The organism is Caballeronia sp. LZ028 (assembly GCF_031451415.1).
GTDB classification, from domain to species: Bacteria; Pseudomonadota; Gammaproteobacteria; order Burkholderiales; family Burkholderiaceae; genus Caballeronia; species Caballeronia zhejiangensis.
On sequence record NZ_JARUXN010000001.1, the window covers coordinates 859,867 to 873,357 of the forward strand.

Annotated in this window: 10 protein-coding genes; 3 read left to right on the plus strand and 7 right to left on the minus strand. The window is 65.4% G+C overall.

Annotation, left to right across the window (positions count from 1 at the left end):
• The first annotated feature begins 175 nt into the window (after positions 1-175).
• Genes aspT (QCE58_RS04045) through QCE58_RS04055 form a run of 3 tightly spaced genes read left to right on the plus strand, consistent with a single transcriptional unit; the run spans position 176 to position 4,458 of the window.
• Positions 176-1,858 carry an aspartate-alanine antiporter gene (gene aspT / locus QCE58_RS04045; RefSeq protein WP_250520952.1) on the plus strand — a complete coding sequence of 561 codons (1,683 nt, stop codon included), beginning with the start codon at positions 176-178 and terminating at the stop codon, positions 1,856-1,858.
• Between the two features lie 4 nt (positions 1,859-1,862).
• Complete coding sequence (aspT, locus tag QCE58_RS04050; protein ID WP_250458202.1) at positions 1,863-3,554, plus strand: aspartate-alanine antiporter; 1,692 nt, start codon at positions 1,863-1,865, stop codon at positions 3,552-3,554.
• A gap of 55 nt (positions 3,555-3,609) precedes the next feature.
• Positions 3,610-4,458, plus strand: coding sequence for an aldo/keto reductase (locus QCE58_RS04055; RefSeq protein WP_250433942.1), 849 nt, complete (start codon positions 3,610-3,612; stop codon positions 4,456-4,458).
• A 12-nt stretch (positions 4,459-4,470) separates the two neighbouring features.
• Here the strand turns inward: QCE58_RS04055 and QCE58_RS04060 are convergent, their stop codons facing one another.
• The 7 genes from QCE58_RS04060 to fusA all read right to left on the minus strand — a co-directional run bounded on the left by QCE58_RS04060 (position 4,471) and on the right by fusA (position 13,381).
• Complete coding sequence (locus tag QCE58_RS04060) at positions 4,471-4,890, minus strand: Rap1a/Tai family immunity protein (RefSeq protein WP_008351222.1); 420 nt, start codon at positions 4,888-4,890, stop codon at positions 4,471-4,473.
• A gap of 74 nt (positions 4,891-4,964) precedes the next feature.
• Positions 4,965-7,040 carry an ABC transporter ATP-binding protein gene (locus QCE58_RS04065; protein ID WP_250520954.1) on the minus strand — a complete coding sequence of 692 codons (2,076 nt, stop codon included), beginning with the start codon at positions 7,038-7,040 and terminating at the stop codon, positions 4,965-4,967.
• Complete coding sequence (locus tag QCE58_RS04070; protein ID WP_008351220.1) at positions 7,037-7,894, minus strand: ABC transporter permease; 858 nt, start codon at positions 7,892-7,894, stop codon at positions 7,037-7,039. Before QCE58_RS04070 ends, QCE58_RS04065 begins: the two co-directional genes overlap by 4 nt.
• Positions 7,891-8,898 carry an ABC transporter permease gene (locus QCE58_RS04075; protein ID WP_250458205.1) on the minus strand — a complete coding sequence of 336 codons (1,008 nt, stop codon included), beginning with the start codon at positions 8,896-8,898 and terminating at the stop codon, positions 7,891-7,893. Before QCE58_RS04075 ends, QCE58_RS04070 begins: the two co-directional genes overlap by 4 nt.
• Positions 8,899-8,902: 4 nt before the next feature.
• Positions 8,903-10,564 carry an ABC transporter substrate-binding protein gene (locus QCE58_RS04080; RefSeq protein ID WP_250520955.1) on the minus strand — a complete coding sequence of 554 codons (1,662 nt, stop codon included), beginning with the start codon at positions 10,562-10,564 and terminating at the stop codon, positions 8,903-8,905.
• 128 nt (positions 10,565-10,692) lie between these two features.
• Positions 10,693-11,175, minus strand: a complete 483-nt coding sequence (locus QCE58_RS04085; RefSeq protein WP_033537126.1) for a cupin domain-containing protein — start codon at positions 11,173-11,175, stop codon at positions 10,693-10,695.
• Positions 11,176-11,275: 100 nt separating this feature from the next.
• The gene (gene fusA, locus QCE58_RS04090; protein WP_008351216.1) at positions 11,276-13,381 is read right to left on the minus strand and encodes an elongation factor G; all 2,106 of its coding nucleotides are present in this window, start codon (positions 13,379-13,381) and stop codon (positions 11,276-11,278) included.
• Positions 13,382-13,491: the final 110 nt, after the last annotated feature.

The window sequence follows — 13,491 nt, forward strand, 5'->3', positions numbered from 1 at the left end:
GCGCGCTTTCCGCGTGCGAACGCATCGAAGTAACACTCAAGGCCGAAAGAGATTTTATCTATCGCCCGGTAAATGCCGTTAAAACTTTTGGTGCAAACCCGTTTCTCTTTTCGGATATTGATGGATATATCGATGCCGCGATTACGTTCGAAATTCGAAAACACGGGTTGACGTCATGATTTGGACTCTGCTTGCGGCGCATCCTGAAATCGCCCTATTTTCGAGCCTCGCTATTGGTTATCTCGTCGGGTCCGTGAAGCTCGGCCCCATTCAGCTCGGCGGCGTTTGCGGCACACTCGTCGTCGCGCTGATTCTTGGACAAAGCGGCGCGCGCATTTCACCCGATCTCAAGAACATCGCATTCGCGCTCTTCATCTTCGCGCTGGGTTTCACCGGCGGCCCGCAGTTCTTCGCGAACATCGGGCGCGGCTGGCGTTACGGCGCGTTGTCGATCGTCGAGATCGTCGTCGTGGTCGCGCTCGTGCTCGGCGCCGCCGTCATATTGAAACTCGACGCGGGAACGGCGGCCGGCTTGCTTGCCGGCGGCGCGACGGAATCCGCGGTGATCGGCACGGCGTCGGAGGCCATCGGGCGGCTCGGCCTGTCCACGACAGATACCGCGCGGCTGCAGGCGAACATCGTCACCGCTTACAGCGTGAGCTATCTGTTCGGCCTCGTCACGATCGTGCTGTTCACGAGCCAGTTCGCGCCGCTCATCCTGCGCGTGAATCTGCGCGACGAAGCGGAGCGCGTGTGGCGCAAGCTGGGCGGCGACGGCGCGCTCGGCACCGGGCAGACGCCCGCCACGCCGCCGCTCGCGGGCCGCGAGCTAAGGGTGACGGCCGCCGCGGGCCTCACCGTCGGCGACCTGGAGAAGCGCTTTCGCGACAACATCAGCGTGCAGCGCGTGCAGCGCGACCGCTCGGTCATCAAGCCGCAAGCGGCGGTCATGCTGAAGGCGGGCGATCTCGTCGTGGTCGGCGGGCGGCGCGAGGCGCTGGTCGAGGCGATTCCCGCGATCGGCGAGGAAGTTTTCGGCAACGGCGTCTCCGATGTCTATGTCGAACGCACGGATGTGATGCTCACGCGGCGCGAACTGCACGGCCTCACGCTCGCCCAGGTGCGCGCCCGCGCCGCGCCCGCCGACGCCCACGGCGTCTTCGTCGCGGCCGTGACGCGTCTCGACAGCACGATTCCCGCGCTCGCCGGCACGCAGGTGCATCGCGGCGACGTGCTGACGCTCATCGGCAACAAGGAGGATGTCGCGCGCGGCGCGGCCAGGCTCGGCTACATCATCCGCGCGACGCAGAAAACCGACTTCGTGTTCCTCGGGCTCGGCGTGCTGCTCGGCATCGCGGTCGGGCGGCTGTCGGTACATGCCGGCGACATCGATCTCACGCTCGGGACGGGCGGCGGCTGCCTGCTCGCGGGGCTGCTGTTCGGCTGGATCCGCTCGCGTTTTCCGCTGACCGGCTCGCTGCCCTCGGCGGCGGCGCAGATATTGAAGGACTTCGGCCTGTGCACGTTCATCGCGGCGGTCGGGCTGTCGGCGGGCCCGGACGCGTTGCGGCTCGTTCGCGAATACGGCATCGCGCTGCCGGTCGCGGGCATCGTCATCACGCTCGTGCCGGCGCTCGCGTCGCTCTTCATCGGACGATGGCTGCTCAAGCTCGACGTGCCGATGCTGCTCGGCGCGATCGCGGGGCAGCAATGCAGCACGCCCGCGATCAGCGCGCTCGTCGGCGTGACGGGCAACGCGACGCCGATGATCGGCTACACGATCACGTATGCGCTCTCGAACGTGCTGTTGCCGCTGCTCGGCCCGGTGATCGTCGGGCTCGCGAGCAAACTGGGCTGACCGTATGGAATGGCTCCACGACATCTTCCAGAAAGCGCCGGAATCGGCGCTCTTTCTTTCGCTCGCGGCGGGTTATCTGATCGGCCAGATCAGCTTCGGCAAGTTCCAACTGGGCGGCGTGGGCGGCTCGCTGATCGCGGCGGTGATCGTGAGCCAGGCGGGCGTGCAGATCGACAACGGCGTGAAATCCGTGATGTTCGCCGTGTTCATCTACGCGGTCGGCTACGACTCCGGCCCGCAGTTTTTCAGCTCGATCAACCGCCGCACGCTGCGCGAAATCGCGATGGCGCTGTTCCTCGCGGTGACGGCGCTCGCGAGCGTGATCGTCTGCGCGAAGCTGTTCGGGCTCAACAAGGGGCTAGCGGCCGGACTCGCGGGCGGGGCGCTGACGCAATCGGCGATTATCGGCACGGCGGGCGATGCGATCGCGCGGCTCGGATTGCCCGCCGATCAGACCAAGGCGTTGCAGGCCGACGTCGCGGTCGCGTACGCGGTAACGTACGTGTTCGGCTCGCTCGGCGCGATCATCGTATGCGTGAACATCCTGCCGAAGTTCATGGGGCAGAGTCTCAGGGATGCGTCGATCGAAGCGGAGAAGGCGCTCGCGGGCGGGGCGTCCGGTCCCGGACCAGGGCAGATTTCGGCGTTGCCCGCGCTCGTCGGACGCACGTATCGCGTGACGCACGATGGCGCGGCGGGGCGCACGGTCGCGCACGTCGAAGTCGACGACCGGGACATGATCACCGTCGAGCGCATCCGGCGCGGCGTGCGCGCGCTGGAGCCTGCCGCGGACTTCGTATTGCGAGCGGGCGATATCGTGCTCGTCGTCGGGCGGCGCGAGGCGATGGCGGGCGCGACGGCGCACATCGGCGAGGAAATCGCGGACGCCGATGGCAGCAGCGTCGTCATGCAGAAGCGTCAGGGCGTGTTCACGAAGCGCGGGATGAACCACGTGAGCATCGCCGACGTGCGCGCGACGGTCGATCGCGACATTCGGCACGGCGTGTATATCCACGGCATCACGCGTGCGGGGCATCCGTTGCCGGTGCTGCCCGAGACGACGCTCGATCACGGCGATGTCATCACGTTCTACGGCGCGCCGCAGGACACGAAGCGCGCCGTCGATGCCGCCGGTTACGAACTGCCGTATTCCGACAAGACCGATTTCATCTACATGGGCGTGGGTATCGTGCTCGGGTTGCTGATCGGGCTGATCGTCGTCGATGCAGGCGGCGTGCCGCTCACGCTCGGCTCGGGCGGCGGCTGCCTGCTCACCGGTTTGCTGTTCGGCTGGATGCGCGGCAAGCATCCGATGTACGGCGTGATGCCGCCGGCCGCATCGCAATTGCTGAAGGATTTCGGACTGGCGGCGTTCGTCGCGGTGGTCGGGCTGAATTCCGGCTTGCAGGCGGTCGTCACGGTGAAACAGAGCGGGCTGACGATCTTCCTGCTCGGCGTGTTCGTCACGCTGTTTCCGCTCGTGCTGACGATGCTCTTCGGCCGCTACGTCCTGCGTTACGACAACGCGGCGCTGCTCGCGGGCGCGCTCACCGGTTCGCGCAGTGCGAATCCGGCGTTCGGCGGCGTGCTCGACAAAGCCGAAAGCGCCGCGCCGACGGTGCCGTTCGCGATCACGTATGCGTTGGCGAACGTGCTGCTGACCTTGCTCGGACCTTTGGTGGTCGGGCTCGTCTGAAGCGGCGGGCGTGCTCCTTGCGCCATAATCGGCGGACCTGCAAGGAGACTTCTTCATGGCTCAATCCAATGCGGCAACCGTCACGCTTCCGTCCGGCGAAGCGATTCCGAAACTCGGCCAGGGCACCTGGGAAATGGGCGAGCGCCCGAACGCGCGCAAGAGCGAGATTGCCGCTTTGCGCGAGGGCGTCGATCTCGGCATGACGCTCATCGATACCGCCGAGATGTACGGCGAAGGCGAAAGCGAGAAGCTCATCGCCGAAGCGCTCGGCGACAGGCGCGACGAGCTTTTCATCGTCAGCAAGGTGTATCCGCATAACGGCAGCGAGCGCGGCGTGCAGAGCGCATGCGAGCGCAGCCTGAAACGCCTGAAGACCGATCGCATCGATCTGTATTTGCTGCACTGGCGCGGCGGCGAGGATCTCGAAGGCGTGATCGCGGGTTTCGAAAAACTGAAGGACGACGGCAAGATTCGCCACTGGGGCGTGAGCAACTTCGACACGGACGACATGGAAGAGCTCTTATCGCTCGATGGCGGCGACGCCTGCGCGACCGATCAGATTCTCTTCAACGTCGCGCGGCGCGGGGCGGAGTTCGATCTGTTGCCGTGGCTGCGTGAGCACCGCATGCCCGCGATGGCGTACAGCCCCGTCGATCACGCGCGTCTGCCGCGCGGCGGCGCGCTGGAACAGATCGCGGCGGCGCGCGGCGTGTCGGCGTTTCAGGTGGCGCTCGCGTGGGTGCTACAGCAGCCGCAGGTATTCGCGATTCCGAAAGCGTCGGATGTCGCGCACGTTCGCGAGAATCGCGCGGCGCTCGATCTTCACCTGTCCGCCGACGAGCTCGCGGACATCGATCGGCAGTTCAAGCCGCCGAAGTCGAAGCGCCCGCTCGAAATGCTGTGACGACGCGCCGGATCACGTGCACGCGTGATGCGCGTGCACCGAGCCGAGCACCGCGACTTCCGCGGGCGTGCGCCTCAGATCGGCTTCGTTGACCTGCTTCGCATCGGCGAGGAAGTCGTCGACGATCGACGACACGGTCGTGTCCGCGAGACACAGCGATACGCGCTTCGTCTCGCCATCGGGCAGCGACGTGCGCTGCGACAGAAACAGCACGCCGTACTGATAACCGCGCACGATTCCGCGTACCGCGCCCACGCATTGTCCTTGCGCCGTGTTGTCGGACTTCGCGGCGCATTGCTGCGCGAGCGCGTAGGCCGAGAAAGTCGGATCGGACGCGCCGGGCGCCGGAGCCTGTGGTGCGGTCTGCGCCTGCGCGGCCGTCGCGACGCCGAAAGTCAGTGCGCAAAGCGCGGCGGAGAGGGCGGGTTTCATCGGTTGAATCCTCGTTGTTTTGAAGGTTGAACCGATGAGAGGCGCGCAACGCCGCTTTGGTTCCGACGAAAGCCTCAGCGCGCCTGACGCTGCAGCGTGCGCAATTCGTCGACGGGAATGTGGCAATGAATCGCGTGACCGTCTCCGGCGTCGCGGCACGGCGGCGTTTCGGTTTCGCAGATTTCGCCGATCTTGCGCGGACAGCGCGTATGGAACACGCAGCCCGAAGGCGGATTCGCCGCGCTCGGCAACTCGCCCGACAGCCGGATGCGCTTCGCGTGCGTCCCGTCGATCGACGGCACCGACGACAGCAATGCTTCGGTGTACGGATGCTGCGGTCCGTCGAATACGGCGGCCGCGCGCCCGATCTCCATGATGCGCCCGAGATACAGCACGGCGATGCGGTCCGACAGATAGCGCACGACATGCAAATCGTGCGAGATGAACACGTAGGAGACGCGGCGCTCGCGCTGCAGATCGGCAAGCAGATTGAGGATCGCGGCCTGCACGGAGACATCGAGCGCGGAAGTCGGTTCGTCGCACACGACGACGCGCGGATCGCCCGCGAACGCGCGCGCGATCGCGACGCGCTGCTTCAATCCGCCCGACAGTTGCCGCGTGCGCGAGCTCAGATAGCGCTCCGGCAGACGCACCGCTTCGGTCAGCGTGTGCAGGCGCTGTTCCTTCGCTTCGCCGTGCAACGCTGCGAGCTTCGACAGCGAACGCGCGATCAGTTGCCGCACGGAATGCGCGCGATTCAGCGCGGAATCCGGGTTCTGAAAGACGATCTGCAGCGACTTCACCTGTTCTTCGCTGCGCCGGGTCACGCGCTCGGGCAGCGCGGCGCCGTCGAGTTCGAGCGACGCGCCTTTGTCGGGCGATACGAGGCCGAGCAGCAGCTTCGCGAGCGTCGTCTTGCCGCTGCCCGATTCGCCGACGAGCCCGAGCGTTTCGCCCTGCACGAGATCGAGCGAGACATCGTGGACGGCGCGCACGTCTGCATCGCCGACGCGGAATGTCTTCGAGAGATTGCGCGCGGATAGCGCGAGCGGCTGATCGACGCCGTCGGCATCGGCGACGGGCACCGGCGCTTCGTCGGCCGAGCGCGGCAGCGTTTCCGCGCGTTCGTGATAGTGACAGCGCGCCATCTGATCGCCGTGCGCCGACGCCACGCGATACGGCGGCGGCGCGTCCTTGAGACAACGCTCGTCGGCGAGCTTGCAGCGCGGCGCGAAAATGCAGCCCTGCGTGATCGATCCGGGCAGCGGGAGGGAGCCTGGAATCGTGTCGAGCCGGCCCGTTTCCTTGGCGCGCCCCGCACGCGGCAGACAGCGCAGCAGGCCGACCGTGTACGGATGACGCGGCTTGGCGAACACGTCGGCGGTCGTGCCTTCCTCGACGAGCTTGCCCGCGTACAGCACGCCGACGCGATCGCACATGCGCCCGATCACCGCGAGATTGTGGCTGATGAAGAGCACGGCCGTGCCCAACTGCGCACGCAATTGCGCGATGAGATCGAGCACTTCGGCTTCGACGGTGGCGTCGAGGCCCGTGGTCGGTTCGTCGAGAATCAGCAGTTCGGGATTGCACGCGAGCGCCATCGCGATGACCACGCGTTGCTGCATCCCGCCCGAAAGCTGATGCGGATAACTCTCCATCACGCGTTCGGGCGATGCGATGCGCACGCGTCTCAGCATGTCGGCCGTGCGCGACAGCGCTTCGTCGGCGGATGCGCCCGTGACTTCGAACGCTTCGGAGACTTGCCGCGCGATCGTCAGCGACGGATTCAGCGCGCGTCCGGGATCCTGATAGACCATCGACACGGCGGTCGCGCGCATGCCGCGCAGCGCGTCGGCGTCGAGCGCGGCGACGTCGCGCCCGGCGATCGAAATGCGGCCAGCCTTCACGCGCCCGTTGCGCGGCAAGTAGCGCAGCACCGCGAGCGCGGCGGTCGACTTGCCGCAGCCCGATTCACCGACCAGCCCGTAGGCCTCGCCGCGCCTGACGCGCAACGTGACGTCCTGCAGCACGTCACGTTCGCGTCCGCGCGAACGGTACGCGACCGTGAGGCCGACGACCGTGAGCGCGTCGGCCTGATCGCCTTTCGCGGCGCCGAACGTGGGAAAAGCCGATGGCGGCGGTCCGTTCATCGGTCGAGCACTCCTTGCACGGCATCCGCGACGAGATTCACCGCGACGACCAGCGACGCGATCGCGGCGGCGTCGAAGACGACGGTCCACCACGCGCCGCCCGCCATCAGCGTATAGCTTTCGGACAAGGCGAGACCCCAGTCGGCGGACGGCGGCTGAATGCCGAAGCCGAGAAACGACAGCGTCGCGACGGCGAAGATCGCGTAGCCGAGACGAACGGTCGCCTCGACGATGATCGGCGGCAGCACGTTCGGCAGAATCTCCGCGAACATGATGTAGAGCGCGTTCTCGCCGCGTAATTGCGCCGCGAGCACGTAGTCGAGATGGCGCTCGCTCAGCACGGCGGCGCGCACGGTTCGCGCGGTGATCGGCGCGAAGGTGAGGCCGATGACGAGGATCACCGTCGTGTTGCTCGCGCCGACGGCGGCGAGCGCGAGCAGCGCGACGATCACGAGCGGCAGCGCGAGCAGCGCATCGATCACGCGGCCGATGGCGGCGTCGACCCAGCCGTCGAAATAGCCGACGACGAGCCCGAGCGCCGTGCCCGCCGCCGTGCCGAGCAAGGTCGCGAGCGGCGCGATCGTCAGAATGTCGCGCGAGCCGACGATCACGCGCGCGAACACGTCGCGACCGAGCTGGTCGGTGCCGAACCAGTGATCGCCCGAAGGCGCGACGAGCGAGTTGAGCGGATCGGACGCGTAGGGATCGTGCGGCACGAGCCAGTGGCCGAAGAGCGCGCACAGCACCCAGAAGAGCAGGATCAGCACGCCGATATCGAAGGTCGCGGAACGCACGAGCGCGCTCAACGCTTCGAAGCGGCGCGATTTCGGTGCGATAGCGGCCGCCGTGCTCATTTCGCTTCCCCGGTGCGCAGGCGCGGATTGAGCACGACGTAGAGCGCATCGGCGATCAGATTCGCCGCCGTATAGATCACGCCGATGGTCAACACGCCCGCTTCGAGCATCGGAAAGTCCTTCGCTTTTGCGGCGTTGTAGATCAGCGAGCCGATGCCCTGGTAGTGAAACAGCGTTTCCACGACGACGAGTCCGCCGATCATGTAGCCGAGCTGCGTCGCGGCGACGGTGACGGTCGGCAAAAGCGCGTTGCGCAGCACATGGCGCACGATCACGACGCGCTGCGGCAAGCCCTTCAGGATCGCGGTGCGCGTGTAATCGGCGTCGAGCGCTTCGACGGTGCCCGCGCGCGCCATCCGCGCGATGTAGCCGAAGAACACGAAGACGAGCGGCAGCACTGGCAGGATCAGATGTTCGAGTTGCGTGAAGAAGCCCGCGTCGGCAGGCGCGGTCGCTTCGATCGGCAGCCATTGCAGCCAGACGCCGAAGATCAGGATCAGCACGATCGACGAGACGAATTCCGGCACCACCGTCGCCGTCAATCCGCCGATGCTGATGACGCGATCGATCCATCGTCCCGAATGCAGCGCCGCGTACACGCCGCCCGCGATGCCGAGCGGCACCACGACGACGAACGCGAGCGCGCCGAGCTTCGCCGAATTCCACAGCGCGTTGCCGATGAACGGCGCCACGGGCGCGCGAAACGCGTAGGACTCGCCCATGTCGCCGCGCAGGAAATGGCCGATCCAGCTCGAATACTGCGTGAGAAGCGGCCGGTCGACGCCAAGCTGATGGTTGAGCGCGGCGACCGCGCGCGCGTCGGCGAGCGGGCCGAGAATCGCGCGGCCGACGTCGCCGGGCAGCAACTGGCCGCCCGCGAACACGATCATCGACAGAAGCCACAGCGTGACGAGCGCGAGCAAGACCCGCACGCCGACGAAGCGCGCGATGCGCTTCATTCGGGCGAAGTCGGCGACGTGCGCCGTGGGCGTGATCGTGCTCATTCGCTTACGCCGAGATCGTCGCGCGGTCGAACCACATCTGCGAAATCGCGTTGAAGCGCACGCCGGAGACATTGGCGCGCGTGACGATCAGCTGGTCGTAGAAGTAGGGGATGACGACCGGCGTTTCGTCGAGCAGCAAATGCTGAATCTGCCCGGACAGCTTCTTCTGCGACGCGACGTCGAGCGCCGCGACGAACTGCGCGACGAGCTTGTCGTATTCGGGATTCTTGAAGTGCGCCGCGTTCCAGGTGCCGCCGCTCGTCAGCGGCGCGTTGAGGAACACGTTCGGCACGCCGCGATGCCCGTAATCGGTGATCCCGAGCGGCGAATCGAGCCAGTCCGACTTGCCGAACGTGCCCGAGCCGTAATAGAGGTCCTGACTCTCGACCTTCAACTGGATGCGTATGCCGATCGCCTTCGCCGCGTTTTGCACGACGACCGCGAGATCGGGAATCTCCATGTACTTTTCGGTCGTGAGCGTGACGTCGAAGCCGTTCGCGACGCCGGCATCGCTCATCAGCTTCTTCGCCTGCGCGATGTCGATCTTGCGTTGCCGCACGCTGAGATCGCTCGACGGAAAAACCGGCGCGAACGGGCTGTCGTTGCCGACTTGCGCGCGGCCGCGGAACAGGCCCTTCACGATGACTTCGCGATCGATCGCGAGCGCGAGCGCCTGACGCACGCGCTTGTCCTTGAACGGCGCCATGTCGCAGCGCATGTGCAATTGCCGATGCGAACTCGACTTCGTGCCGAGCACCTTGAATTGCGGATTCGTCAGCATCGCGACCCCGCCTTGCACCGTGAAGTCGCCCATCACGTCGGCCTGGCGGCCTTGCATCGCGAGAAGCTGCGCCTGTTGATCCGCGTAGAAGGAAAACTGCACGCGATCGGGCAGCGCTTTCTCGCCCCAGTAGTCGGGATTGCGCACGAACGATGCGCCCACTTTCGGCGTGTATTTCTCCAGCTTCAGCGCGCCCGTGCCCATGAACGTCTTCTCGTAAGGGCCGCTGAAATTCGCCGGGAGGATCACGGCGTTATACGTATCCGAGGAAACGTAATACGGGAAATTGCCATTGGGCGCGTCGAGATGAAACTCGACGGTGTGATCGTCGACGGCCTTCGCCGAATCCTTCGACAGCACGCCCTTCAGCACCGAAAGCGCAGCCGAGCCGGTCGCCGGATCGGACAGGCGGTTGAAGGTCGCGACGACGTCCTTCGCGGTCATCGGCTGGCCGTCGTGGAACTTCACGTTCGGGCGCAGCTTGAACGTCCACACGTCGCCCTTGGCATTCGACGACCACGACAGCGCGAGGGCCGGCTTGAGCGTCAGATGTTCGCTGTCGTCGTCGACGAGAAATTCGCCGGTCTGATTGATGAGCGCAAGCCCCGACGCATCCGTCACGGTGAGCGGATCGACGGCGCCCGCGGGCATCAGATGCGCGACGCGGATCGTGCCGCCCGGCTTGCCCGCGCCTTGCGCCCGCGCGCCCGGCATACCGAAGATGCCGCCCGCCGTGAGCGCGATGCCGAGCACGCTCGCATGGCGCAGCAACTCGCGGCGCGTGAGGCGCCCGGCCATGAACTCGTCGATCGCGTGATTGCCCAGTTCGCCCGCGCGAGGGCGGGCCAGTTCCAGAAGATGCGCGTCGGTCGAAGGTTTCTTCATCGTGTGCTTTTCCGTTGTCGTTGTTTGCTGGCCGTCGCCCACGCGCGATCGGCTCGACCGCGCCGTCGAGGTGCATTCGGGCATCGCTAGCAAGGAACGCGCCGCTCCATGACGCGCCCGTGCGCTTTTCAGTGATCGTGTGGATGCTTGTGAATCGGATCGACCCAATAGACTTCCTCGGGCTTCTCGACGGCATCGATGTTCAGATTCACCACCACCGCTTCGTTGTCGCTGCGCACGAGCACGCATTCGAGCGGATCGGCGGTGCTCGCGTTGATTTCCTGGTGCGGCACATAAGGCGGCACGAAAATGAAGTCGCCGGGACCGGCCTCGGCCGTGAACTCGAGATGCTCGCCCCAGCGCATGCGCGCCTGGCCGCGCACGACATAGATGACGCTTTCGAGCGCGCCGTGATGATGCGCGCCGGTTTTCGCATTCGGATGGATCGTGACCGTGCCGGCCCAGATTTTCTGGGCGCCGACGCGCGCCGCGTTGATGGCAGCCGCGCGGTTCATGCCGGGCGTCTGCGGCGTGTTGGTGTCGAGCTGATCGCCCTTGATGACCTTGACGCCGTGTTCGCGCCAATCGATGTGCTGATGTGGATCGCTCATGTCGCTCATGCCCGTGTATCGTCTGCGGATATGAAAAAGTCCGTTGCCGCCATCAAGGAAGCGAGCAACGGACTTCCGATACTACACGGTTCGATCGCGATTATTTCGCTTTCGAATTGATGATCGCTTCCGACACGTTCGACGGCGTCTCCGCGTAATGCTTGAACTCCATCGTGTAGGTCGCGCGGCCTTGCGTCAGCGAGCGCAGCGACGTCGAGTAGCCGAACATCTCGGCAAGCGGCACTTCCGCGCGCACGAGCTTGCCGCCGCCGCCCGCGATGTCCTCCATGCCCTGCACGATGCCGCGCCGGCCCGAGAGATCGCCCATCACGTTGCCCATGAAGTCCTCGGGCGTCTCGACTTCGACGGCCATCATCGGTTCGAGCAGCACGGGCTTCGCCTTGCGCATCGCTTCCTTGAAGGCCATCGAGCCCGCCATGCGGAACGCGTTTTCGTTCGAATCGACATCGTGATACGAGCCGAAGGTGAGCCGCACTTTCACGTCGACGACCGGATAGCCTGCGAGCACGCCGGCCTTCAGCGTTTCCTGAATGCCCTTGTCGACGGCGGGGATGAACTCGCGCGGAATCACGCCGCCCTTGATCTGGTCGACGAACTCGTAGCCCTTGCCGGGGTCCGGCTCCAGCGCGATCACGGCGTGACCGTACTGCCCGCGTCCGCCCGACTGCTTGACGAATTTGCCTTCGACATCCTCGACCTTGTTGCGCACGGTCTCGCGATACGCGACCTGCGGCTTGCCGACCGTCGCCTCGACGCCGAACTCGCGCTTCATCCGGTCGACGAGAATCTCGAGGTGCAGCTCGCCCATGCCGGAGATGATCGTCTGGCCCGATTCCTCATCGGTCGTCACGCGGAACGACGGATCTTCCTGCGCGAGACGGTTCAGCGCGATGCCCATCTTTTCCTGATCCGCCTTCGTCTTCGGTTCGACGGCCTGCGAGATCACCGGTTCAGGGAAGATCATCCGTTCGAGGATGATGACGTTCTGCGGATCGCAAAGCGTGTCGCCGGTCGTCGCTTCCTTGAGACCGACGGCCGCCGCGATGTCGCCCGCGCGCACCTCCTTGATTTCCTTGCGCTCGTTCGCGTGCATTTGCAGAATCCGGCCGAGGCGCTCCTTCTTGTCCTTCACCGGATTGAAGACCGTGTCGCCTGAATTCACGACGCCCGAATACACGCGGAAGAAGATCAACTGCCCGACGAACGGGTCGGTCATGATCTTGAACGCGAGCGCGGAGAACGGCTCGTCGTCGCTCGGATGACGCTCCGCTTCCTCGTCGTCTTCCGTGTGGCCGAGAATCGCGGGCACGTCGACGGGCGAGGGCAGGTAGTCGATCACGGCGTCGAGCATCGCCTGGACGCCCTTGTTCTTGAACGCGCTGCCGCAGAGCATCGGTACGATTTCGTTGGCGATCGTGCGTTTGCGCAGCGCGCCCTTGATCTCGTCCTCGGTCAGGCTGTTGTGGTCTTCCAGATACTTCTCGAGCAGCTCTTCGCTCGCTTCGGCGGCGGCCTCGACCATCTTCTCGCGCCACTCGTGCGCGAGATCCTTGAGGTTGTCGGGAATTTCCTCGTAGGTGAACTTGATGCCCTGGCTCTCGTCGTCCCAGACGATCGCCTTCATCTTCACGAGGTCGACGACGCCCTGAAAGTGATCTTCCGCGCCGATCGGAATCTGGATCGGCACCGCGACGCCCTTCAGCCGGTCGCCGATCTGCCGCTGCACGCGAAAGAAGTCCGCGCCGACGCGGTCCATCTTGTTGACGAACGCGATGCGCGGCACCTTGTACTTGTTCGCCTGACGCCACACGGTTTCCGATTGCGGCTGCACGCCGCCGACCGAGTCGTAGACCATGCACGCGCCATCGAGCACGCGCATCGAGCGCTCGACTTCGATCGTGAAGTCGACGTGCCCCGGCGTATCGATGATGTTGATGCGATGTTCCGGATAATTGCCGGCCATGCCTTTCCAGAAGGCCGTCGTTGCCGCGGAGGTAATCGTGATGCCGCGTTCCTGCTCCTGCTCCATCCAGTCCATCGTGGCCGCGCCGTCGTGCACTTCGCCGATCTTGTGCGTCACGCCGGTGTAGAAAAGGATGCGCTCGGTAGTCGTAGTTTTGCCGGCATCGATGTGAGCGCTGATTCCGATATTCCGATAGCGCTCGATGGGAGTCTTGCGGGGCACGTGAACCTCCTGTGGTTTGAGTCGGCGCGGCGTGTGAAGCCAACGCGAATGCGTCGCGCCGAATCTTTTTAGGATAGCGCGTCGGCAGGCTCTTTGCAGGAATCCTGCCA